Below are 23,329 nucleotides of genomic sequence, written 5' to 3'. Positions count from 1 at the left end.
TCGTTCGACTCCTTAGGTTGAAGGAGTCGAAAGGGTCTGCCTGCGGCAGCCCACGTTCAATCAGGCGCGGCGCTCACTGGACGACTTTACATCGAGGCTAGCGCCAATCCGCGCAGCGGTTCGTGCAACGGCCATTTGAACCGAAGAGCGACTGAGCAGAAATTGGTCTCTGCGAGACGCTTGGGAGGCACCTGAAAGCCACCGTTTGCCCTGATATGAAATCCCAGCTTGCGACCGCTTCCACTTCAGACATCCTCAAAACGTCTAGGAGAACGTGGCTCGGCCAGAGTGGGACTCGGCGCGGCGCGCGATATCGCTGTTGTACGCAACGCCGAACCACACCCGCCCCGACAAGGCGAAGTCTATTCCGATGTCGGCCGCGAAGGCATCGCGCGCGATCGGGGCTCCATCGATGTCGAAGGGGGACGAACCTCCGAAGCTGCTCCTTGTCACCGGAAGGCGGTCACCAAAGGGGTGCGCCAGCCCGCTGACAATTGCAGGCTCGCATTCAGCGAACCGAGCGAAAAGCTTTGATCAAGGCGCGCGCCGAGCGTTGAGACGCTGGTCGACATCTTCGCACGCGCGACCTCGAGGGCTGCTGCGCCGCCGCGTTCGCCAAGCCGCTCGCTGTCGACCCAGATCCGCGCAATCTGCGCGAAAGGCTCGATCCAGGCCGCGCCGAAATGGAGCCGATAGCCAATCTCGGCAAAGGCCTGCACGGTCGAAGCATCATAATCCGCCGTAATCGTGTCGGCAAAATTGGCGAATGCGATGCGGCAGGTGACTTCGGCCTGGTGCCATTTGAACGCATAGCCCGCACGAAGGCCGAGCGCGCCGAGGTCGCGCCCGCGTAGACCCCGAGATGATAGCTGTTAATATCAGCATCGGATGCGGCGGCGCGGACGCTGGCATCCCCGTGCTGATAAGATTGCGCGAGGGGATCCGCCATCGTGCTAATTTCGCGGACAAAGCTTGCGCTGTTGCCGCAGTTTTTGGCATGGCTAGTGTCATGAGTTTTTCTGCTGACCTTTTCTGGTCCTTTCGCTCGCCCTATAGCTATCTTGCTATCGGTCGTTATCGCGCGCTGGCCGCGAGCCATGACGTGACGATCAATCTGCGCCCTGTCTATCCGCTCGCGATCCGCCAGCCCGATTTCTTCGAGCGCGCCCACCCCAACTGGCTGAGCTATACGATGCGCGACATGATCCGCGTCGCGCAATTTCATGGCATTCCTTTTGGTCCGCCGCGTCCCGATCCGATCGTCCAGAATGTGGCGACGCGCCAGATTGCCGCCGAGCAGCCTTATATATATCGCCTCACCCGGCTTGGGCAGGCGGCATCGCGTCGTGGCAAGGGGATTGGCTTTGCGCATGAGGTCGGACAATTGATCTGGGGTGGGGCGCAGGACTGGCATCTCGGCGACCATCTGGCGGGCGCTGCGCGACGTGCCGGTCTGAGCCTTGCCGAACTCGATGCCGAGGCGCTAAGCGACGCCGAGACGCTCGATACCGAGATCGCCGCAAACCAGGTTGCGCTCGAAATCGCGGGCCATTGGGGAGTGCCGACCCTGGTGTTCGAGGGCGAACCCTTTTTCGGACAGGACCGGATCGAAATGGCAAAGTGGCGCATGGAACAAAAGGGCCTGAGTTCGCGATGAGCGACGTGCAGTTTTTCGAAGCACGCGACGGCGTGCGCCTGGCTTGGCGCGAGCTTGGCGAAGGCCGGCCGCTGTTGCTGCTCCACGGCCTGTTTTCGAGCGCCGAGGTCAACTGGGTCAAATTCGGCACCGCCGCGCGGATTGCGGCGGAGGGCTATCGCGTCATCATGCCCGACCTGCGTATCCATGGCGACAGTGAGGCGCCGCATGAAGAGGAATTTTATCCGCCCGACGTCTTGGTCCGCGACCTCGAAGATCTCATCGCGCATCTTGCGCTGACCGATTTCGACCTTGGCGGCTTTTCGCTGGGCGCGCGGACGAGTGCGCGCGCGGTCGTTGCGGGGATGAAGCCGCGCCGGTTGATTCTCGGCGGCATGGGGCTGGCCGGGCTCGCCGGCTGGGCGAAGCGCGGGCAGTTTTTCAAACGCGTCATCGCCGAATATGAAAGCGCGAAGCGCGGCGATGACACTTGGCTGTCGATCCAGTTCATGAAGACGATGAAGGTCGATCGCATCGGCGCGGGGCATTTGCTCGACAGCTTTACCGATACGCCGCCCGAAGCCTTGGCCGCGCTGACCATGCCGGTACTCGTCGTGTGCGGCGAACAGGATCAGGACAATGGATCGGCACCCGAACTGGTCGCGACGCTCGCCGATGCGCGGCTCGCGACGATCCCCGGCACCCATATGTCGAGCGTGACCCAGCCCGAACTCGGCGAAGCAATTGCGGCCTTTCTGACCGCTTGACCGGACCGCGGGTGCAGTCCAGATTGCCTGTCATCGCGCCCAAGAGCGCAAACAATATGTCAGAGGACGTACCCATGAAGACGATGATTTCGTGCCTGTCGCTTGCGACGGCGCTCGCGCTTGCGGGCCCCGCCGTTGCCGCTGAGAAGAAGAAGGACGCGCCTGCCGCCACGAAGGGCGCCGCCCCGACCGCCGCCGATGCCGACGCGTTCATTGCTGCGGCCGAGAAGGATCTGTTCGGCTATACGGTCGAGGCGAGCCAGGTGAACTGGGTTAATAGCACCTATCTGACTGAGGATACCGACGCGATGGCGGCGCGGATCAACGCGGTCGGTACCGAAAAGTCGGTCCAATATGCGCTAGAGGCCGCCAAATATGCTGGCGTCGTCGGGCTAAGCGCGGACACGAAGCGCAAGCTCGACATTTTGCGTACCGGGCTGGTGCTGGCTGCGCCGACCAAGCCCGGCGCCGCGACCGAGCTCAACCAGATCGCGACCGACCTGCAGTCGCAATATGGCAAGGGTCGCGGCACGCTGAACGGCAAGGAAATTTCGGGTTCCGATATCGAAGAGCAGATGGGCAATGTCGAGCGTACCCCCGCCGAACTCGCCGAAATGTGGACGAGCTGGCACGACAATGTCGGCGCGCCCATGAAGGATGATTATGCCAAGCTGGTCGGCATCGCCAATGCCGGCGCGAAGGAGCTTGGTTTTGCCAACACCGGCGCGATGTGGCGGTCGGGTTACGACATGTCGCCCGAGGATTTCGCCAAGACGACCGAGCGTTTGTGGCAGGAAGTGAAGCCGCTTTATATCGCGCTCCACACCTATGTTCGCTGGAAACTGAATGAGAAATATGGCGACGCGGTGCAGCCCAAAACCGGAGCGATCCGCGCCGACCTGCTCGGCAATATGTGGGCGCAGGAATGGGGCAATATCTATCCGCTCGTCGCGCCGAAGGGCGCGGGCGATTTGGGCTATGACGTCGGCGATCTGTTGAAGGGCAAGGGGCAGGGGCCGCTCGACATGGTCAAGGCGGGCGAGAATTTCTATTCGTCGCTCGGCATGGCGCCGCTGCCCGACACGTTCTGGAAGCGCAGCCAGTTCACCAAGCCCGCCGACCGCGAGGTCGTGTGCCATGCGTCGGCGTGGGATGTCGACAATAAGGACGATATCCGCATCAAGATGTGCATCAAAGTGAACGCCGATGACTTCACGACGATCCATCACGAGCTGGGCCATAATTATTATCAGCGCGCCTATAATAAACAGCCGTTCCTCTATCTGAACGGTGCTAACGACGGCTTCCACGAAGCGATCGGCGATTTCGTCGCGCTGTCGATCACGCCGCAATATCTGGTCGACATTGGCCTGCTCGACAAGGCGAAGGTGCCGAGCGCCGACAAGGATATCGGCCTGCTCTTGCGGCAGGCGATGGACAAGGTCGCTTTCCTGCCGTTCGGGCTGCTCGTTGATCGCTGGCGCTGGGGCGTCTTCGACGGGACGATCAAGCCCGCTGATTACAACTCCGCATGGACCCAGCTGCGCCTGCAATATCAAGGCATCACCCCGCCGGCCGATCGCCCCGCCAATGCGTTCGACGCGGGTGCGAAATTCCATATTCCGGGCAACACGCCCTACACCCGCTATTTCCTCGCACGCGTGCTGCAGTTCCAATTTTATGAAGCGGCGTGCAAGCAGGCGGGCTGGACCGGGCCGCTCCATCGCTGTTCCTTCTATGGCAATAAGGAGGTCGGCGCGAAGCTGAACGCGATGCTCGAAATGGGGGCGTCGAAGCCTTGGCCCGACGCGCTTGAGGCGTTCACCGGAAACCGCGACATGTCGGGCAAGGCGATGGCCGACTATTTCGCGCCGCTGAAAGCATGGCTCGACGAACAGAATAAGGGCAAGCCGCAGGGGTGGTGAGCCGGGTTGCTTGATCGAAGATCGGATGGCCGGGGAGGAGACTCCCCGGCCATTTTCATTGGGCCTCGATCGATGTCTTGAGGCGCGCCAGCTTGGCGCTCGCGGCTGCGGCATGCGGGCCGATCCAGCGTTCGTGGATATCGTGGATCGGCATCGCGTTAAGATGGTTCCAGCGCTCGCGTCCGCGACGTTCAGCGATCACCAGCCCGGCATCTTCCAAAACTTTGAGATGCTGCATGACGGTGCAGCGGTCGATTTGCCCAAAACTCGCGCACAGCGACCCGGTGGTCATCGGCTGATCCTTGAGCGTGTCGAGCATTTGCCGGCGGATGTGCGACGCCAGAGCTTTGAAAACGCGGTCATATTCTTCGTGGATTGACATGTTGTAAATTTATAACATAAAATCCTCCCGACTCAAGTGGAGAATGGATCATGGAGCTGAAATTCAGGGTTGCGGCGCGGATCGCGAAACCGGTGGCCGAGGTGTTCGAGGCGGTTGCCGATCCGAAGTCCTTGTCCGAATATTTCACCACTGGCGGCGCCGAGGGGCGGCTGGAGACCGGCGCGACGGTGAGGTGGGACTTCGCCGATTTTCCCGGCGCCTTTCCGGTCTATGTGACCGAGGTGGTGAAGGATGAACGCATCGTCCTTGAATGGCAGGCGAGCGAAGGCGAACCGCCGAATGTCGAGGGCGGTGAGATGACCGACAGCGACTATCGCACCAGGGTGACGATGAGCTTCAAGAGCCTCGACGATGGCCGCACCTTGGTCGAGATCGCCGAGGAAGGTTGGCGCGAAAATCAGGATGCACTCAAGGCGAGCTATGGCAATTGCCAGGGCTGGGCGCAGATGTTGTGTGCGCTGAAGGCATGGCTGGAGCATGGCATTAACCTGCGCGAGGGCATGTATGTTTGAGGCGCCGCAGGAATGAGCGTCGCCCCCGCGAATGCGGGGAGCGTGGCGGTCTTGCACTACGCCGGCAGCAGCCCCCGTTTTCGGGAGCGCCGCCTGTTTCGTTTTCGGCCGTTACCGGAACGGCGGCTCGTTGAACGCGCGCAGTTTGCGGCTGTGCAGCTTCGCTCCCTCGTCGCGCAGGCTTTCACAGGCCTTGATCCCGATCTGAAGATGGGAGGCGATCGCTTCTTCGTAGAAGCGGTTCGCCTGCCCGGGCAGCTTGAGTTCGCCGTGGAGCGGCTTGTCGCTGACGCAGAGTAGGGTGCCATAGGGGACGCGGAAGCGATAGCCCTGCGCCGCGATCGTCGCCGATTCCATGTCGATCCCGATCGCGCGCGATTGTGAGAAGCGGAGTGCGCTGTCGGTGTAACGCAGTTCCCAGTTGCGATCGTCGGTGGTGACGACGGTGCCGGTGCGCATCCGTTTTTTCAGGTCGGCGCCGCTGGTTCCCGACACCGCCTCGGCGGCGCTAGCGAGCGCAAGCTGGACTTCGGCGATCGCGGGGATCGGGATTTCGGGAGGCAGGACCGAATCGAGAATATGGTCGTCACGCAGATAGGCGTGGGCGAGGACATAGTCGCCGATGCGCTGGCTGGGGCGAAGGCCGCCGCAATGGCCGATCATCAGCCACGCCTCGGGCCGCAGGACCGCGAGATGGTCGCAGATTGTCTTGGCGTTCGAGGGGCCGACCCCGATGTTGACGAGGGTGATGCCCGCGCCGTCGGGCGCGATGAGGTGATAGGCGGGCATCTGGTGCCGCCGCCAAGCGCTGTCAGCGACGAGCGCGCTCGCGTTGATCCCGGGCTGGTCGACATAGAGGCCCGCCGCGCCGGCGAGCGCGGTGTAGCGCCCCTGACCGACCTGCGCGCCCGCCCAGGCGACGAACTCGTCGACATAGCGGTGATAGTTGGTGAACAATATGTAGCGCTGAAAATGCTCGGGTGCGGTGCCGGTGTAATGGCGAAGACGCGCGAGCGAGAAATCGGTACGCAGCGCGTCGAAAAGCGCGAGCGCCTGCGGCTTCGTCGGGTCGAGCCCGAACAGGCCGTCGGCGAGTTCGTCGCCGATGTCGGCAAGCTCGGTGGTCGGGAAGTGGCGCGCGAGCTCGAGCGGGGTGATCTTGCCCATGTCCGACCCGTCGCTGGCATCGAGCACATAGGGGAAGGGGATTTGCTGGCCGGTGCGAGTCACCGACAGCTCGACGTCATAGTGGCGCACCAGCAAATTCAGCTGGTCGCGCAGATAGTCGGCGAACAGGTCGGGACGGGTGACCGTGGTGACAAATTCGCCCGCGCGCTCGAAGCGGCCGAAGGCGAGATTGTGACTCACCTGACCCTCGCGTCGTTCGCCGGTGGTGACGAGGCGTAGCGCGGGATAGTCGAACAATCCGGTTGCGGCGGCATCGGCGGGCGGCAGCGTGCCGTCACGGACATAGGCGGCGATGGCGGATTTGAGCGCGGCGACCGAAGCGCGGAACTTGGCTTGCAGTTCGGCGATCACCTCTTCGACGAGGGCGGCTGGGTCGGCGATGTCGGGGTTTTGCGATGAGGATGTCATCGCGACGTTCTTGCATGAAAATATGACAGATGGGAAGAGTGGGGAAATGATCCTCCCCATCGCGATGCGACAGGGAGGATGGTTTCGTTCTTACAGCTGTTCGAGCATATGATCCGCGCTCGACACCTTGAATTCGCCGGGCGCTTCGACGTTGAGCTGTTCGACGACGCCGTCGTTGACGATCATCGAGAAACGCTGGCCGCGCTGGCCCATGCCGAATGCCTTGCCGTCCATCGTCAGGCCGACCGCCTGCGCGAAATCGCCATTGCCGTCGGCGAGCATCGTCACCGCGTCGCCGGCGTTGGCATTCTTGCCCCACGCGCCCATCACGAAGGCGTCGTTGACCGCGGTGCAGACGATTTCATCGACGCCCTTGGCTTTCAATTCGGCGGCCTTGTCGACGAAGCCCGGCAGATGTTTGGCGGAGCAGGTCGGGGTGAATGCGCCGGGTACCGAGAAGAGCGCGACCTTGCGGCCCTTGAAATAATCGGCGGTGCTGACCTGTTCGGGACCGTTTTCGGTCACCTTCACCAGCTTGGTTTCGGGCAATTTGTCTCCGGTCTGGATCGTCATGGTCGGCATCCTTTTGTTGAGGGGATTGTTGTCGCGGCAGACATTGGGTGGGGCATCGCCGGAGTCAAGCGCAGGCGGAAAATTGATCGAAATGCTGGACCCGAAAGCCGTGCGGGGGCATGATGGCGCAATGGATAAGGCGCCCCCTTGGTTCACCGGGCAATTGCTGCTCGCGCTGCCCGGAATTGGAGACCCCCGTTTCGAACATGCGGTGGTCGCGATGATCAGTCATGACGAGGAGGGCGCGATGGGGATCGGTATCGCCGATCCGATCCGCGGCATGACTGTCGGTGCCGTGCTCGACCAGCTAGACATTGCGCACGACGAGGATCCGCTCGACCAGCCAGTGTTTTTGGGTGGTCCGGTCGAACCGTCGCGCGGCTTTGTGCTGCACAGCCGCGACTGGGGCGGCAAGGACGCGGTGCAGGTATCGGGGCGCTGGATGGTGTCGAGTTCGCACGACATATTGCGCGCGATCGCCGAAGGGCGCGGGCCGTCGCACTGGCTGGTCGCGCTCGGCTATGCCGGCTGGTCGCCGGGGCAGCTGGAGGGCGAATTGGTCCACCATGGCTGGCATGTCACGCCGGGCAGCGATGCCTTGCTGTTCGACACGCCGCCCGCCGAGCGCTGGCAGGCGGCGTTTGCCGAAGCGGGAGTGGACGCCCGCTTGCTAGCAACTGAGGGTGGTGAGGCCTAGCGCGCGAGCGCGAGCAGCGGGCGGCCTTGCGACAGGTTGGCGAGTGCGGTGCGCGCGGCCCAACGCGAATCCATATAGCGGCCGCTGGCGAGTTCGAGATCATAGCGGATCGGGCTGGAAATCGCGGCGTCATAAGCGGCGGCGGCGGCGTCGGTGCGGCCGAGGCGGGCATAAGCCGTGCCAAGATTGATCAGCCGCGACGGATCGCGCGCATCGAGGGTGGTTTCGCCGGTCAGCTTGGCGACCGCGTCGCGATTGTGGCCAGCCTTGAGCTCGGCATAGGCGACCGGCAGGATGGCTTCATCGGCCTGCGGTGCGGTCACGACGACGATCGATTGGGCCGCGGCCGGGCTCGCAAAGGCGATCGCGATGATGGCCAGCAATATTTTTTTCATCTTGGTATCTCCCCGAAAACTTGGGTCGATTTTCTTCCTCTCCGGCAAAAAAGTCAATCTTTTCGGGGGTTTGTAACATAGTTGTCACAATAGGCGATTATGCTCATCGCATGGCGCATTATAAGTCAGGATTTTCAGAATCTTGGCGATTGTGACGCGTGGCTGCGCGGCGACGCGCGCGGCTGTCACAATTGTGCCCGTTGAAAATTATTTTGCGGACCCGCGCGATTTTGCGGTGGGTGATTCGCGTCTGTGCGACCCTTGATCCGCCCTGTGCCGCAGGCATGGGGGGCAGTTTCCGCTGGCGGCTGACGGAGGGTGGGCGTCGCAGCCCCTCCAGCACCGCTTCGTGGCGGTCACCCTCTCCATCGCTTCGCGACAGGGAGGATTTGGCGTCGTCCAATCGCCCCGCGCTTGCGATATAAAGAAAAGTTTATATTTGATCTGAGACCCGCTTTCGGCTAGGGCGCGCAACATAATTTCGTGGCCGCTCGCCTGCGGCCGAACTCGCCTACAGGAGACTAACCGTGGCCACTCTCGCCGCCGACGCCCGTGATTATGTGATTGCCGACATCGCGCTTGCCGATTTCGGGCGCAAGGAAATCAACATCGCTGAAACCGAAATGCCGGGCCTGATGGCGCTGCGCACCGAGTTCGGCGCGTCGCAGCCGCTCAAGGGCGCGCGCATCACCGGTTCGCTGCACATGACGATCCAGACCGCGGTGCTGATCGAAACCCTCGTCGCGCTGGGCGCCGAAGTCCGCTGGGCGACGTGCAACATCTTCTCGACCCAGGATCATGCCGCCGCCGCGATCGCCGCGCAGGGCATTCCGGTGTTCGCGGTGAAGGGCGAAAGCCTCGCCGATTATTGGGACTATGTCGGCCGCATCTTCAGCTGGGGCGACACGGTTTCGAATATCATCCTCGACGATGGCGGCGACGCCACCATGTTCGCGCTGTGGGGCGCGAAGATCGAGGCCGGCGCGACGCTGCCGGCACCCGAAAATGAAGAAGAAGTCGAATTCCAGCGCGCGCTGAAGGCGTTCGTCGCGGAAAATCCCGGCTATCTGACCAAGACGGTCAAGGCGATGAAGGGCGTGTCGGAAGAAACGACGACCGGCGTTCACCGCCTGTATGAAATCGCCAAGAAGGGCGAGCTGCCTTTCCCCGCGATCAACGTCAACGACAGCGTCACCAAGTCGAAGTTCGACAATCTTTATGGCTGCAAGGAATCGCTCGTTGACGCGATCCGCCGCGCCACCGACGTGATGCTGGCCGGCAAGGTCGCCGCGGTCGCCGGTTTCGGCGACGTTGGCAAGGGTTCGGCCCAGTCGCTCCGCAACGGCGGCGCCCGCGTTCTCGTCACCGAAATCGATCCGATCTGCGCACTGCAGGCCGCGATGGAAGGCTTTGAGGTCGTGACGATGGACGAAGCCGTCCAGCGCGCCGACATTTTCTGCACCGCGACCGGCAACGCCGACGTCATCACCGCCGAGCATATGGCGGCGATGAAGCCGATGGCGATCGTCTGCAACATCGGCCACTTCGACAGCGAGATCCAGATTGCGGCGCTCGCCAATTATAAGTGGACCGAAGTCAAGCCGGGCACCGACCTCGTCGAATTCCCCGATGGCAAGCAGATCATCGTGCTCGCCAAGGGTCGCCTCGTGAACCTCGGCTGCGCCACTGGCCACCCGTCGTTCGTGATGTCGTCGAGCTTCACCAACCAGGTGCTGGCGCAGATCGAACTGTTCACCAAGGGCGAGAATTACGGCAATGACGTTTACGTCCTGCCCAAGCATCTCGACGAAAAGGTCGCGGCGCTCCACCTGGAAAAGCTGGGCGTGAAGCTGTCGAAGCTGACCCAGAAGCAGGCCGACTATATTGGCGTGCCGGTCGAAGGTCCGTTCAAACCCGAACATTATCGTTACTAATCGCTGATCCGCCATCCCGGCGTAAAGCCGGGATGGCGGTTTTTCGGGGGCATGCGCGCCCACTGGACAACGCGGCGCGGTAATCCGCGATGACGCGCGATTGAAACATCCCGGCATCGCCGGTAGGGCTGGCGGTCATGCGAGCAGGGCCGACACCGGATATATCAGGAAAAATTGCGGGATGAGCGATATGCTGTCCCCATCGTTGCTGTTTGCGATTGGACTGTTCGCCGCGCTTTGGCTGCTTGCCGGGCTTTGGGCGGTCGGACGCGGCATTGCGATGCAGCGCCGGTCGGCCTTTGTCGCCGGGCAGAGCGAGCGGCTCGCGAGCCTGGTCGAGGCTTCGCCGCAACTGCCGGTGATCGTTCGTGGCGATTGGCGGATCGAAGCGAGCGAGCGGCTGGGCCGCTGGCTGGGCCTCGAACGCGGACCGCGAAACTTCGACGAATTGCGCGGCATCGATACCGGGTTCGATCCGGCGGGGCATGATGCACTGCGTCAGGCGATCATCGGCGCACAGCGCGGCGCCAAACCCTTCACGCTCAGCATCCGGCCCCAGGGCAGTGCGCGCACGATCGTTATCCACGGCGCTGCCGCGCCGCAAGCGGTTGGCGGGCCGGGCAGCGTGCTGCTCTGGCTGAGCGATGCAACCGACGGCCAGCAGGCGCTCGCACGCGCGCAGGGCGAGCGTGACGAAGCGATGGCGGCGTTCGAGGCGCTGTCAGGACTGATCGAGGCCGCGCCCTTCCCGATGTGGTTCCGCGATACCAGCTTGCAACTCGCGCTAGTCAATGGCGCCTATGTCCGCGCAGTGGAAGCGGCGAGCGCGACGGTGGTGATCGGTGAAGGGATCGAACTGTGCGAACCCATCGCCGGGATCAGTGCTGCCGAGGCCGCCGAGCAGGCGCGCGTCGATGGCGTCGCGCAGACGCGCACAATCCCGGTGACGATCGAGGGCGAGCGGCGGATCATGCGCGTCGTCGATATCCCGCTCGCGCCCGAGGGCGGCCGGACAATCGGGATCGCGGGCTATGCGATCGATATTCAGGAACTGGAGAGCGAGCGCGGCGCGCACCGCCGTTTCGCCGATACCCAGCGTGACCTGCTCGATCGCCTGTCGGCGGCGGTGGCGCAATTCGGACCCGATCAGGGACTGGACTTTGCCAACCAGCCCTTCCGCCGTCTGTTCGCGCTCGAAGTCGATGTCATCGCGGAGGCGCCACCCTTTGCGCGCCTGCTTGACGCGTGGCGCGAGGGCGGACGGACGCCGGAAGTGCGCGATTACCCGATGTGGCGGCAGGCGCATGTCGACTGGTTCGCGCGCGCCGACGCCGCCGAAGAGGATTGGCTGCTGCGCGACGGGACGCATTTGCGCGTCGTTGCCCAGCCGACCCCTGACGGCGGATTGTTGCTGATCGCCGAGGATCGCACGGAACAGGTCCAGCTTGCCTCGACCCGCGACACGCTGCTGCGGGTGCGCACCGCAACTTTCGACAATTTGTTCGAGGCGATCGCGGTGTTCGCGCCCGACGGGCGGCTGCATTTGTGGAACCAGCGTTTCCGCCGCCTATGGGGCGTCGACGAAGGTACGCTGGCGGCGCATCCGCGCGTCGATGTGCTGATGGGCGGGCTCGCCGACCGGCTGGCCAAGCCGAACCAGATTAGTATCGTTCAGGAGGTTATCCGCGCCGCGACGCTTGAACGTACCCAGCGCGTCGGCGAAGTGCGTTTCGCCGACGGCCGCCATTTCGATTTCGCATCGATCCCGCTGCCCGACGGCAATGCGCTGCTGATCATGCTCGACGTCAGCGACAGCCGGCGGATGGAAAGCGCGCTGCGCGAACGCAATGAGGCGCTGGAGGCAGCCGACAAGGTCAAGACCGCCTTCCTGTCGCGGATGAGCTATGAATTGCGCACGCCGCTGACCTCGATCGGTGGCTTTGGCCAGATGTTGCAGGCGGGCTATGTCGGTAAGCTCGCCGAACAGCAGCAGGCCTATGTCGATGCGATCATGGATTCGGTCGGGGTACTCGGGCGCCAGATCGACAATGTGCTCGATCTGGCACAGGGCGAGGCGGGGACGCTGGCGATCGAGCGCGCCGCCGTCGATGTGTGGAAACTGCTCGACAAGGCGCTCGGCGATGCGCAGGGCCTCGCGACCAGCGAAAAGATCGAGCTGGTCGGCAATTTGTCCGGCAACCTCGGCAGCATCGAGGGCGATGCGCCGCGCCTGTCGCGCCTGGTCGCCGGGCTGCTCGACAATGCGATCCGTTTCACCGCGCCAACCCGGCGCAGCGGTGGCCGCGTGTTGCTTCATGCCGAAGGGGATGCGAAGAATGTCGAGATCGTCGTGTCCGACAATGGCCCCGGTATGCCCGATGCGGTCGCCGCGGTGACCAAGGGGCAGCAGGCGGCAACGTCGAGCGGTGGCATCGGGCTCGCGCTCGCGCGCCAACTGGTCGCGGCGCATGGCGGCACGATGGAAGTGATGAGCGAAAAGGGGCAGGGCACGATGGTCCGGGTTAGCCTGCCGCGCGGCGCATGACGATCCACTCGCTGGATTATACATTGGGCGAAGCCGAGCGGATCGGTGCGGCGATCGGTGCGGTGCTCAGGCCCGGCGACATCATCGCGCTATCGGGAGATCTGGGTGCAGGCAAGACGACGCTGGCGCGCGCGATGCTGAAGGCGCGGGGGCTGGCGGGGGAGGCGCCGAGCCCGACCTTTGCGATCGTTCAGCCCTATGCGCCGCCCGAGATCGATATGCCCATCGCGCATGTCGATCTGTACCGAATCGAGGATGTCGGCGAACTGATCGAGCTTGGCCTCGACGATTATCTTTACGACGGCGCGCTGCTGATCGAATGGCCTGAGCGGCTGGGCGATGGCGGCTGGCCCGGCATGCTTGATCTCGTGATTTCAGGCAGCGGCGACGCGCGCGTCTTGACAGCGTCGGTGCCGCCCGCTTGGGAAGCGCGATGGCCGCTTTGATGATTCCGCCCGCCCATGCGCCCGCCTTTCTCGCCGCGCATGGCTGGGGCGATGCCCGGATTTTGCCGCTTGCCGGTGATGCGTCGTTTCGCCGCTACTTTCGCATCGTCGATGGCGACCGCCGCGCGGTGCTGATGGATGCGCCGCCGCCGCACGAAGACCCGCGCCCCTTTATCGCGGTCGCCGAATGGCTGAACGAAAGCGGGCTCAACGCGCCGACGATCCTCGCGCGCGACCTGGCGCAAGGGCTGCTGCTGATCGAGGATTTCGGCGATGTGCGCCTGCGCGAGACGGTCGACGAAAGCCCTGATACCGAAGACGCATATTATACGGGGGTGACCGACCTGCTCGTCCACCTCCACGCACGGCCGCCGATGGCCGGGCTTCCGGTCCATGGGATCGAGCAATGGCTGGACGAGGTGATGCTGTTCACCGACTGGTATTGCCCCGCGCTCGGTCTGGAGGTCGACCGTGATGCGTTCCGCGCTGCTTGGGCTGCGGTACTGGAACCGGTCGAAACCGACGGTTTGGCGCGCGTCACCGTACTGCGCGATTATCACGCCGAAAATATCATGCTGGTCGCGGGCCAGCAGGGGATAGCCCATTATGGGCTGCTCGACTTTCAGGACGCGCTGGTGGGCCACCCCGCCTATGATCTTGCCTCGGTGCTCGAGGATGCGCGGCGCGACGTGAACCCGGCGGTCGAGACGGCGATGCTCGCGCGCTATCAGGCGGCGACCGGCCGCGATATCGAAGCCGCCTATTGGGCGCTCGCAGCGCAGCGCAACACGCGCATTTTGGGGGTCTTTGTCCGGCTGTGGAAGCGCGACGACAAGCCGCATTACAAAAGCTTTCAACCGCGCATGTGGGGGTTGCTCGAACGCGACCTGGCGTACCCCGCGCTGGCGCCGGTGCGCGCTTGGTTCGATGCGAATGTGCCGGCGGAAAAGCGCGCGGCGGTATGGGCATGACCGTGAAGATCGAGAGCGCAATGGTGATGGCGGCCGGGATCGGCAAGAGGATGCGTCCGCTCACCGCGACGCGGCCCAAGCCGTTGGTGCGCGTTGCGGGAAAGGCACTGATCGACCATAGTCTCGACCGTATCGCGGCGGCCGGGGTCGAGCATGTCGTGGTCAACGTCCATTATCTTGCCGACGCGCTCGAGGCGCATCTGGGGGGCCAGGCATGGCCGTTCAGCATCGCGATTTCGGATGAGCGGGGGCAATTGCTCGAAACCGGCGGCGGGATGGTCAAGGCATTGCCGCAGCTCACCGGCGACCCGATTTTGATCGTCAACAGCGACAATATCTGGACCGACGGGCCAGAGGACAGCATCCAGCATCTCGCTCGCCACTGGGATGGCGAGCGGATGGATGCGCTGCTGCTAGTAATCCGTCAGGCGAGCGCCACCGGGCATGGCGGCAAGGGTGATTTCCATATGGACCCCAATGGCCAGCTGTCGCGGCGCAAGCCCGGGCGGGTCGCGCCCTTTGTTTATACCGGCATCCAGCTGATCTCGCCGCGCCTGCTCGACGGCGCGCCCGAGGGGGCGTTTTCGACCAACATCTTGTGGGATCGCGCGATCGCGGCGGGCCGGCTCTATGGCGTGTCGCACATGGGGCAGTGGTTCGATGTCGGCACCCCGGCGGCGATCGCGCCGACCGAGGCGGCGCTTGCTGGTGGGTGACGCCAAGCCGACCCTCTTCTCGATCCCGGTCCACCGGGCGTTCGCCGACGCACTCGCTGCCGGGCTGATCGCGCGTTTTGCCGACGGCGCCTTGGGACTCGCCGACGGCATGATCCTGCTGCCGAGCAACCGCGCACGCAGCGCGGTGCAGGCGGCGTTCGTCCGCGCCGGGGGCGATGGGCTGCTCATGCCCCGCCTCGCGGTGATCGGCGATGCAGACCTCGACGAGAATAATTCGCTGGCGTTCGATTCGATCGACGCCTCCGAACCGATCCCACCTGCGATCGACCCGCTGCGTCGCCGTCTGATGCTCGCCGAGCTGATCGAGCGTCATTCGCCGCCAGGCGAAGCCGCAATTACCGGCGCGGCGGCATTCCAGCTGGCTGAGGGGTTGGGGCGGGTAATCGACCAGCTTCATTATGAAGAGGTGACGGCGAAGGCGCTCGTCGACCTCGATCTGGGCGAATTTGCGGGCCATTGGCAGGCATCGCTTGTCCGGTTGCGGCTGCTCGTCGATCATTGGCCGGGGCTGCTGGCGAAAGCCGGGATGATCGACCGCGCCGCTCGGCGCAACCGCCTGCTCGACCGGGTGAGCGCGGGCTGGCGGAGCGCGCCGCCGCCGCATTTTCTGGTCGCGGCGGGGATCACTACCGCGGCGCCCGCGATCGCGCGGTTACTGCGCACCGTTGCCGACTGCCCTCGCGGGATGGTCGTGCTGCCGGGACTCGACCTCGACATGGCCGAGCCCGAGTGGGAGGCACTGGGGCCGACCGAGCGTAATCCCGATGCGCCACAGGCGCGGCCGCTGGAGACGCATCCGCAATATCATCTGAAATTGCTGCTGGGCCGGATGGGTGCCGCGCGCGCCGAAGTGACCGACTGGGACGCGACCTCGCCGTTCGACGGGCCCGAGGCCCGCGCGCCTTTCCTGTCGCTCCTGTTCGCCCCCGCCGCCTACACGGCGCGCTGGCAGGCGGTGGGCGATGTGAGCGAAGGTGTCGCTGGAATCCGCAGCGCGGTGTTCGCCGACGACGGGCAGGAGGCGCAGGGGATTGCGCTGATGATGCGCGCCGCGCTGGAAAAGCAGGGCGAAACAGCTGCGCTTGTTACCCCCGACCGCATACTCGCCGAGCGCGTCGCGGCGGCGCTTGCGCGCTGGGGCGTCGCGGTTGACGACAGCGCCGGGCAGGCGCTGGCACAGTCGCCTCCGGGCGCGCTGTTGCTGCTGCTCGCCGAACTTGCAGCCCAATTTGATCCGGTGCGGCTGATCGCCCTGCTCGGCCATCCGCTCGTGCGCAAGGGCGAGACGCGGCTGGCATGGCTCGATCAGGTTCGGCGGCTCGACCTGATTCTGCGCGAACCGGGGCTCACTCCCGGATGGACTGGGGTGAGCGCGCGCATTGCGATGCTTGCGGCCGACCCCGAGCTGCGCCGTCATAGCGAAGCGCGCGCGATCGCCGATTGGTGGAGCGAGATAGCGGCGGCGCTGGAGGCCGCGCTCGCGCCCTTTACCACGCCGACGCCGCCCGCTGCGCTGCTCGCAGCGCTGGAGGCTGCGCTCGGCTGGCTGACCGGCGAAGCGGTATGGACCGGCCCCGCCGGGCGCGCATTGTCCGAATTGTTCGACCGCTGGACGCTCGCCGATGGGGCTGGACCGGCGCTGGTTGCACCCTCCGAATTTCCCGCGATGCTCGCCGACCTGCTCGGCGGCGAGAGTGTACGACCGCCCTATGGGGGGCACCCGCGGCTGTTCATCTGGGGCTTGCTCGAGGCGCGGTTGCAGCGCGCCGACCATATGATCCTTGGCGGGCTTAACGAAGGGCGCTGGCCGCAGCAGCAGTCGCCAGACCCGTGGCTCGCCCCCGGCATCCGTCGCATGCTCGGCCTCGCGGCACCCGAGCGGCAGCAAGGGATGGCGGCGCATGATTTCGCCGGGGCGCTCGCGGGGCGCAATATTGTGGTCACCCGCGCGCAGCGGAGCGGTGGCGATCCGGTGGTTGCGTCGCGTTTCTGGTTGCGGCTGACCGCGCTTGCGGGCGAGCTTCCCGAAGTGATGCTCGATGGCGTCAGCGTCACCGCGCTCGCGGCGGCGCTCGACGTGCCGCCGGGCGACAATGCCCCCGCCGACAAGCCGCAGCCGAGCCCGCCCGCGGCGGCACGGCCCGGCAGCATCAGCGTCACCGGCGTCGACCAGCTCGCGCGCGACCCCTATGCTTTTTACGCCGCGAAGATTTTGCGGCTCAGTGAACTCGATCCGCTGGCGAGTGGTCCCGATGCCAAATGGTTCGGAACGCGCGTCCATAAATTGCTCGAGGATTGGCAGGAAGCCGGGCTGACCCCGGCTGCGCTGGAGAGCGAACTTGCGGCGCTCGCTACCGACCCCGCGCTCGATGCCTTGGCGCGTGCCTTCTGGTTGCCGCGCATTGTCCCGTCGCTGCGCTGGGCCGCCGAGACGGTATGGCAGGCGCGCGACGAGCGCTGGCCGGTGGCGAGCGAAGTTCGCGGTGAAATGCAGGTTGACGGGATCAAACTGCACGGCAAGGCCGACCGCATCGACCAGCTTTCCGACGGCAGCCTTGCGATCGTCGACTATAAGAGCGGCGCGGCGCCGAGCGGCAATGCCGCGGCCGAGGGGCTCGACAATCAGCTCGGCCTGCTCGGGCTGCTCGCGGCGGCGGGCGCGGTCGAGGATGTCGATGGCGGCGAGGTCGGAGGGCTCGAATATTGGAGCCTCAAGCGCGACCGTGCCAAGGGTGTCGGAGGCAAGATTTCTCCGACGCATGGCGGACGCCGCAAGCTCAAGACGGCCGAGGAAGCGATCGATCGTGCGGCAGAAGCACTCGCCGACCTGACCGCGCGCTTCCTGCTCGGTGGTGAGGCCTTTGTCCCCGGCGATGCGGGGCGGCGCTATACGGACTTCGATCAATTGATGCGCCGCGATGAATGGTTCGGGCGTGGCGATAGCAACGGGGATGCGGCATGATCGACCCCGATAAATTGCTCAAGCGGCTCGACGAGGGACAGCAGGCGGCGGCGCGGCCCGACGATCATGTCTGGCTCGGCGCGTCGGCGGGCACCGGCAAGACGCAGGTGCTGTCGGCGCGGGTGCTGCGGCTGATGCTGGACGGCGTGTCGCCCGAGGCGATCCTTTGCATCACCTTCACCAAGGCGGGGGCGGCCGAAATGGCGCATCGTATCCACGAGCGTCTCGCTCTGTGGGTGCGGATGGACGATGGCGATCTGCGGCTCGACCTGCAGGCGCTGGGTGCCGATTGGGATACCCCCGATATTCTCGACCGAGCGCGGTCGCTGTTTGCCACGGTGATCGACAGTCCGGGCGGGGCGATCCGGGTCCAGACGATCCATAGTTTCTGCCAGACTTTGCTTGCGAGCTTTCCGCTGGAAGCGAAAATCCTGCCGGGGTTTCGCGCGCTGGACGATAGCGAGGCGGGGGCGTTGCAGCGCGAGGTGCTCGGGACGCTGTTGAGTCAGGCGGGCGATGACGGCGATGCGATGCGCCATGTCGCGGCGATGCTGTCGCTGCGCATCGGGCAGGATGCCGCGCTGACATTTTTGAACCGCTGCGCCAGTGCCTTTTCGGCCCCCGATGCGCCGCGACTGGCGCCGAAGCGTCACGATGTGCGCGCGGCGCTGAAGCTGCCCGAGGGCGATGCGGCGACGTGGCTGGAGGCCGAGCTGGCGTGCGGTGCGATCGCTGCGGCCGATATTGGCGCGGTCGCGGTGAGTGGTCGCGCGTGGGGCACCAAGACCGGCGAGGCGCGCGCTGATGTGATGGCGGAGTGGCTTGGCGCTGCTCCGGCTGCACAGGGCGCGCTGCTCGCAGCGCTACGCGGCTGCTTCGTCACCGGAACCGGCGACATGCGTGCCGACTTCGCCAAAGAGACGGGCAAGATGCACGGCTGTCTGGCCGCTGCCGAACGAATTGTTGCGGTCGCCGACGAACTGACTGCGACGACAGCCGCAATGCGCGTCGCCGACGATCTGGCCGCAGCATGGGATTTGGGGAGCCGCTTTGCCGAGGCCTATGCGCTGGCGAAGCGCGAGGGCGGGCTGGCCGATTTCGACGATCTGATCAGCATCGCGGGCCATCTGCTGCGCGCGGGCGATTTCGGCGAATGGGTGCGTTTCAAGCTCGACCAGCGCACCGATCATATTTTGGTCGACGAGGCGCAGGACACCAACACGAGGCAGTGGGCGATTGTCGCCGCGCTCGCCGAGGAATTTTTCGCCGGGCAGGGTGCCAAGGACGACCGCAACCGCACGATGTTCACCGTCGGCGACCGCAAACAGGCGATCTTCGGCTTTCAGGGGACCGAACCCGCGGCGTTCGAAGCGGCGCGCATTCGCTTTGGCGAAAAGGCGTTGGCGGGTGGGCGCCCGTTCGAGGAAGTCGATCTCGTCACCAATTACCGCTCCAGTCCGGCGGTTCTCGACGTCGTCGATGCGTGGATCGAAGCGGGGGCGGCCGAACTAATGGGTCTCGCCTCCGACGAGCCGCCGCATTTTCCGTTCAAGAGCGAGCATCCGGGGCGGGTCGAGCTGTGGCAGCCGCTGCCCGTCGGCAAGGCGATCGGTGCGGGCGACGATGAGGCTGGGGCCGAGGAGGGCGAAGACGAGAGCGACAGTGGGCCGGGCGAGCCGCTGGCTGCCGCGAGTGATCCCGCGAGCCTGCGCCTGTCGCGCGCGATCGCCGACGAGGTCCAGGACTGGATCGCGAACGGCAAGGACGGGCGCAGCGTTGCACCGGGCGACATCATGATCCTGGTCCGCCGCCGCCGCGACCTTGCAGCGCGGATCGTCGCGCGGCTGCAGTCGCTACATGTCCCCGTCGCGGGGGTCGATCGCTTTGCGTTGACCCAGCCGCTCGGCGTGCAGGATTTGCTGGCGGCGATGCGCTTTGCGGTTCAGCCGCTCGACGACCTCAACCTTGCCGCGCTGCTCGTGTCGCCGCTGATCGGGTGGAGCCAGGACGACCTTTTCGGCCTCGCGCATGGGCGGAAGGCGAAATCGCTGTGGCAGAATCTGCGCGATCGCGAGGAAGAGGTGCCCGCTGACACGATGGCCGCGCTGCGCAGCCTGCTGTCGATGGCTGATTTCACCACGCCCTTTCGCTTCCTCGAGACGATCCTGTCGGGGCCGATCGGCGGGCGGCGTAAGCTGATGGCGCGGCTGGGCAAGGAAGCGCGCGATCCGATCGACGAACTACTCAATCAGGCGCTAAGTTTTGAGCGGCTGGAAACTGCCTCGCTGCTCGGTTTCCTGACCCGCATCGCGGCGAGCACCGCCGACATCAAGCGCCAGACCGAAGCGCGCAGCGACGTCGTGCGGGTGATGACGGTGCACGGGTCGAAGGGGTTGCAGGCGCCGATCGTCATCCTCGCCGATGCGACCGACGATCCGAAACCGCGTCAGACCAAATTCGACCTGTCGCTGTCCGCGTGGGAAAAGCTGCCGGTGTTCGGGCTCGGCAAGGACGAGCGCCATGGCAAGATCGCCGAGGCGCATGATGCCAAGGCGCGCGCTGAGGTCGAGGAGCATTGGCGGCTGCTCTATGTCGCGATGACCCGCGCCGAGGAGTTGCTGGTCGTTACCGGCATCACCAAGACCGAAGATCTGAGCCTGGCCGAGGGTAGCTGGCACGGCGCGGTCGATGCGGTGATGGCCGATATGGGCTGCGACTGGCAAGACGCCGGGCCACGCTGGGGGACGAAACGCGTCCACGCGGTCAATGCGAAGAAATGGGCGCGCGCGTCGGACCGCAAGGCCGCAGCGGCCGCTGCGCCGCTGGTCGTTCCCGAATGGGCGCAAAAGCCCGCCCCCGAAGAAGCACGCCCGCCGCGCCCGCTGGCGCCGTCGGCGCTGGGCGACGATGATGTCGCGACCCCGCCGCAGGGCCGCGACCGCGTCGCGGCGGTGGCGCGCGGTTTGTTGCTCCATGCGCTGTTCGAGCGGCTACCGCCCGTGGCGCCTGCCAACCGCGAAGGCGCGGCGCTGCGCTGGCTGGCGGCGCAGGCGCCCGAGCTTGATGCAGCGGCGCGGGCGGCAATGGTCGGCGAAGTGCTGGCGGTGCTGGATGACCCCGCCCATGCTGCGCTGTTCGGCCCCGGCTCGCTCGCCGAGGTGCCGCTGTCGGCGGTGGTCGGCGACGGTGTGGTCGTCGCGGGGATCGTCGACCGACTCTGCGTCACCGACGCTGTCGTGACGCTGATCGATTACAAGACCGGGCGGCATGTCCCCGCCAGCGCCGCCGAGGTCGCGCCCGCCTATCTGCGCCAGATGGCGGCGTATCGCGACGCGCTGGGGGTGATCTTCCCGGGAAAACGGATCGAGGCGGCCTTGCTTTATACCGCAGGACCGCGGTTGATTGCGCTCGATGCGGCGGTTTTGGTGCCGCACAAGCCGGGCTTGGCAGCGGCGAAGGCGAATTTGGCGGCGGCAGGCCTTGAGCCGGAGCCGCCGACACCTTAGTTTGGTAGCCAACACGATATTCTCAGGAGACAGATTATGGGTACCAAGGCGATCAGCGACGACAGCTTTCAGGCCGATGTGCTCGACAGCGACACCCCCGTTCTCGTCGATTTCTGGGCCGAATGGTGCGGCCCGTGCAAGATGATCGGTCCCTCGCTTGAGGAAATTGCTGACGAACTCGGCGAGAAAGTCGTGATCGCCAAGCTGAACATCGACGATCACCCGAACGCGCCCGCTAAATATGGTGTGCGCGGTATCCCGACGATGATCCTGTTCAAAAATGGCGAAGTCGCCGACACCAAGGTCGGTGCGGCGCCGAAGAGTGCGCTCAAGGGCTGGCTGGAAGGCGCGCTTTAATTCTACCCCTCGTTATTGCGAGCGAAGCGAAGCGGCAATCCACAGCTATCGGCCTTGCAATAGTCCGATGGCTGGAGATTGCTTCGCTGCGCTCGCAATGACGGGATTTTGGTCTCAGCTCCGGTAATCGGCGTTGATGCTGATATAGCCGTGGGTGAGGTCGCACGTCCAAACGGTCGCGTGGCCTTCGCCTAGACCGAGGTCGGCGCCGACGCGGATTTCGAGACCCTTGAGATGTGCAGCGACCGGCGCTTCATCATAGCCGTCGACCGGCAGCCCGTCCTTTGCCACCCAATGATCGCCGAAGCGGATCGCGAGTTTGTCGCGGTCGGCCGGCTCACCGGCCTTGCCCACCGCCATCACGACGCGGCCCCAGTTCGCGTCCTCGCCCGCGATCGCGGTCTTCACCAGCGGCGAATTGGCGATGGCGAGTGCGACGCGCTTCGCGCTGTGGTCGCTGACTGCGCCGCTCACCTGAATTTCGATGAATTTCGACGCGCCTTCGCCGTCGCGCACGACTTGCTGCGCGAGGTCGAGCGAGACGGCGCGGATTGCGGCATAGAGCGCGTCTGCGCCCGGATCGTCGCGGGTGGTGAGCGGCACGTTGCCTGCCCGACCAGTTGCAAAGAGCAGCACGGTGTCGCTCGTGGACGTGTCGCTGTCGACGGTGATGCTGTTGAAGCTGCCGCCGGTCGCTTCGCTCAGCATCTCCTGCAGTAGCGCAGGCGCGACTGCGGCGTCGGTGAAGATATAGCCGAGCATCGTCGCCATGTCGGGGGCGATCATCCCCGATCCCTTGACGATCCCCGCGACCTGCACGGTCCGGTCGCCGACGATGGCGCTCGCCGCCGATCCCTTGGCGAAAGTGTCGGTGGTGCAGATGGTTTCGGCGGCGGCTTCCCATGAGCAGGGCTGCGCGGTGAGCGCGGCCGCGACTCCGTCGCGGGCCTTGTCCTTGGGCAGCGGCACGCCGATGACGCCGGTTGAGCTGACGAAGACTTCCGACTGCGCGCAGCCGAGGTGATCGGCGACCTGCGCCATAATCTGTTCGACCGCTTCACGCCCGCGATAGCCGGTGAAGGCGTTGCTATTGCCGGCGTTGACGATCAAGGCGCGGCCGACGCCGCCCTTCACCTGCTCGCGGCCGAGTTCGACTTCCGACGAGCAGCAGACATTGCGGGTGAAGACGCCCGCGACTGTCGTGCCGGGGGCGAGTTCGACATAAGTGAGGTCGCAGCGGTCCCAATTCTTATACTGCGCGCGGGCGACGCGGCGCGTCACCCCGGCGATGTCGGGGAGGGCGGGGAAGGTTTCGGGCGCGAGCGGGGAGCGGGTGCTGGTCATGATGCGCTGCGCATAGCGGGTGC

Annotated in this window: 19 protein-coding genes; 13 read left to right on the top strand and 6 right to left on the bottom strand. The window is 65.1% G+C overall.

Features of this window, described 5'->3' with window-relative positions:
- Window positions 1-449: 449 nt before the first annotated feature.
- Window positions 450-746: an autotransporter outer membrane beta-barrel domain-containing protein gene (locus tag CDQ91_RS11880; RefSeq protein WP_272897614.1), complete on the bottom strand. Its 297-nt coding sequence runs from the start codon at window positions 744-746 to the stop codon at window positions 450-452.
- 263 nt (window positions 747-1,009) lie between these two features.
- Here CDQ91_RS11880 and CDQ91_RS11875 point away from each other — a divergent pair, with 263 nt between their 5' ends.
- The 3 genes from CDQ91_RS11875 to CDQ91_RS11865 all read left to right on the top strand — a co-directional run bounded on the left by CDQ91_RS11875 (window position 1,010) and on the right by CDQ91_RS11865 (window position 4,328).
- On the top strand, window positions 1,010-1,657 hold the full coding sequence (locus CDQ91_RS11875) for a 2-hydroxychromene-2-carboxylate isomerase (protein WP_088472934.1): 648 nt from the start codon (window positions 1,010-1,012) through the stop codon (window positions 1,655-1,657).
- A complete protein-coding gene (locus CDQ91_RS11870; RefSeq protein ID WP_088472933.1) occupies window positions 1,654-2,403 on the top strand; it encodes an alpha/beta fold hydrolase in 750 nt (249 codons plus the stop codon). Before CDQ91_RS11875 ends, CDQ91_RS11870 begins: the two co-directional genes overlap by 4 nt.
- A 74-nt stretch (window positions 2,404-2,477) precedes the next feature.
- A complete protein-coding gene (locus tag CDQ91_RS11865; protein WP_088472932.1) occupies window positions 2,478-4,328 on the top strand; it encodes a M2 family metallopeptidase in 1,851 nt (616 codons plus the stop codon).
- A 55-nt stretch (window positions 4,329-4,383) separates the two neighbouring features.
- Here CDQ91_RS11865 and CDQ91_RS11860 read toward each other — a convergent pair whose 3' ends face one another.
- Window positions 4,384-4,710 carry an ArsR/SmtB family transcription factor gene (locus CDQ91_RS11860; RefSeq protein WP_088472931.1) on the bottom strand — a complete coding sequence of 109 codons (327 nt, stop codon included), beginning with the start codon at window positions 4,708-4,710 and terminating at the stop codon, window positions 4,384-4,386.
- 50 nt (window positions 4,711-4,760) lie between these two features.
- On the opposite strand from CDQ91_RS11860, the gene CDQ91_RS11855 reads away from it, so the two are divergent.
- Window positions 4,761-5,243 carry an SRPBCC family protein gene (locus tag CDQ91_RS11855; RefSeq protein ID WP_088472930.1) on the top strand — a complete coding sequence of 161 codons (483 nt, stop codon included), beginning with the start codon at window positions 4,761-4,763 and terminating at the stop codon, window positions 5,241-5,243.
- A 111-nt stretch (window positions 5,244-5,354) separates the two neighbouring features.
- Here the strand turns inward: CDQ91_RS11855 and CDQ91_RS11850 are convergent, their stop codons facing one another.
- Both CDQ91_RS11850 and CDQ91_RS11845 read right to left on the bottom strand, forming a co-directional pair.
- Window positions 5,355-6,839, bottom strand: a complete 1,485-nt coding sequence (locus CDQ91_RS11850) for an AMP nucleosidase (protein WP_088472929.1) — start codon at window positions 6,837-6,839, stop codon at window positions 5,355-5,357.
- Window positions 6,840-6,929: 90 nt separating this feature from the next.
- A complete protein-coding gene (locus CDQ91_RS11845) occupies window positions 6,930-7,412 on the bottom strand; it encodes a peroxiredoxin (protein WP_088472962.1) in 483 nt (160 codons plus the stop codon).
- 91 nt (window positions 7,413-7,503) lie between these two features.
- Here CDQ91_RS11845 and CDQ91_RS11840 point away from each other — a divergent pair, with 91 nt between their 5' ends.
- On the top strand, window positions 7,504-8,109 hold the full coding sequence (locus tag CDQ91_RS11840; protein ID WP_419722561.1) for a YqgE/AlgH family protein: 606 nt from the start codon (window positions 7,504-7,506) through the stop codon (window positions 8,107-8,109).
- Here CDQ91_RS11840 and CDQ91_RS11835 read toward each other — a convergent pair.
- The gene (locus tag CDQ91_RS11835; protein WP_088472928.1) at window positions 8,106-8,504 is read right to left on the bottom strand and encodes a hypothetical protein; all 399 of its coding nucleotides are present in this window, start codon (window positions 8,502-8,504) and stop codon (window positions 8,106-8,108) included. The genes CDQ91_RS11840 and CDQ91_RS11835 overlap by 4 nt on opposite strands.
- Before the next feature lie 527 nt (window positions 8,505-9,031).
- Here CDQ91_RS11835 and ahcY point away from each other — a divergent pair.
- From ahcY to trxA, 8 genes are all read left to right on the top strand, one after another.
- Window positions 9,032-10,438: an adenosylhomocysteinase gene (gene ahcY, locus CDQ91_RS11830; protein ID WP_088472927.1), complete on the top strand. Its 1,407-nt coding sequence runs from the start codon at window positions 9,032-9,034 to the stop codon at window positions 10,436-10,438.
- A 181-nt stretch (window positions 10,439-10,619) separates the two neighbouring features.
- Window positions 10,620-12,983 (top strand): PAS domain-containing sensor histidine kinase, encoded by a 2,364-nt coding sequence (locus tag CDQ91_RS11825; protein WP_088472926.1) that lies wholly within the window; start codon window positions 10,620-10,622, stop codon window positions 12,981-12,983.
- A complete protein-coding gene (gene tsaE / locus CDQ91_RS11820) occupies window positions 12,980-13,429 on the top strand; it encodes a tRNA (adenosine(37)-N6)-threonylcarbamoyltransferase complex ATPase subunit type 1 TsaE (protein ID WP_088472925.1) in 450 nt (149 codons plus the stop codon). The genes CDQ91_RS11825 and tsaE overlap by 4 nt, the downstream gene beginning before the upstream one ends.
- Entirely contained in the window at window positions 13,429-14,400 is a 972-nt protein-coding gene (locus CDQ91_RS11815) for an aminoglycoside phosphotransferase family protein (protein WP_088472960.1), read from the top strand. Before tsaE ends, CDQ91_RS11815 begins: the two co-directional genes overlap by 1 nt.
- Window positions 14,397-15,116: a nucleotidyltransferase family protein gene (locus CDQ91_RS11810; protein ID WP_088472959.1), complete on the top strand. Its 720-nt coding sequence runs from the start codon at window positions 14,397-14,399 to the stop codon at window positions 15,114-15,116. The genes CDQ91_RS11815 and CDQ91_RS11810 overlap by 4 nt, the downstream gene beginning before the upstream one ends.
- A complete protein-coding gene (addB, locus tag CDQ91_RS11805) occupies window positions 15,109-18,099 on the top strand; it encodes a double-strand break repair protein AddB (protein WP_237245953.1) in 2,991 nt (996 codons plus the stop codon). Before CDQ91_RS11810 ends, addB begins: the two co-directional genes overlap by 8 nt.
- The gene (addA, locus tag CDQ91_RS11800; protein ID WP_088472923.1) at window positions 18,096-21,605 is read left to right on the top strand and encodes a double-strand break repair helicase AddA; all 3,510 of its coding nucleotides are present in this window, start codon (window positions 18,096-18,098) and stop codon (window positions 21,603-21,605) included. Before addB ends, addA begins: the two co-directional genes overlap by 4 nt.
- Before the next feature lie 36 nt (window positions 21,606-21,641).
- Window positions 21,642-21,962 (top strand): thioredoxin TrxA, encoded by a 321-nt coding sequence (gene trxA / locus CDQ91_RS11795; RefSeq protein WP_088472922.1) that lies wholly within the window; start codon window positions 21,642-21,644, stop codon window positions 21,960-21,962.
- A 114-nt stretch (window positions 21,963-22,076) separates the two neighbouring features.
- Here the strand turns inward: trxA and argJ are convergent, their stop codons facing one another.
- Complete coding sequence (gene argJ, locus CDQ91_RS11790; protein WP_088472921.1) at window positions 22,077-23,306, bottom strand: bifunctional glutamate N-acetyltransferase/amino-acid acetyltransferase ArgJ; 1,230 nt, start codon at window positions 23,304-23,306, stop codon at window positions 22,077-22,079.
- Window positions 23,307-23,329: the final 23 nt, after the last annotated feature.

The organism is Sphingopyxis witflariensis (genome assembly GCF_002205635.1).
Classification (GTDB): Bacteria; Pseudomonadota; Alphaproteobacteria; order Sphingomonadales; family Sphingomonadaceae; genus Sphingopyxis; species Sphingopyxis witflariensis.
The sequence above is the reverse complement of the archived record's forward strand: the minus strand, read 5'-3'. Positions and strand labels throughout refer to the sequence as shown.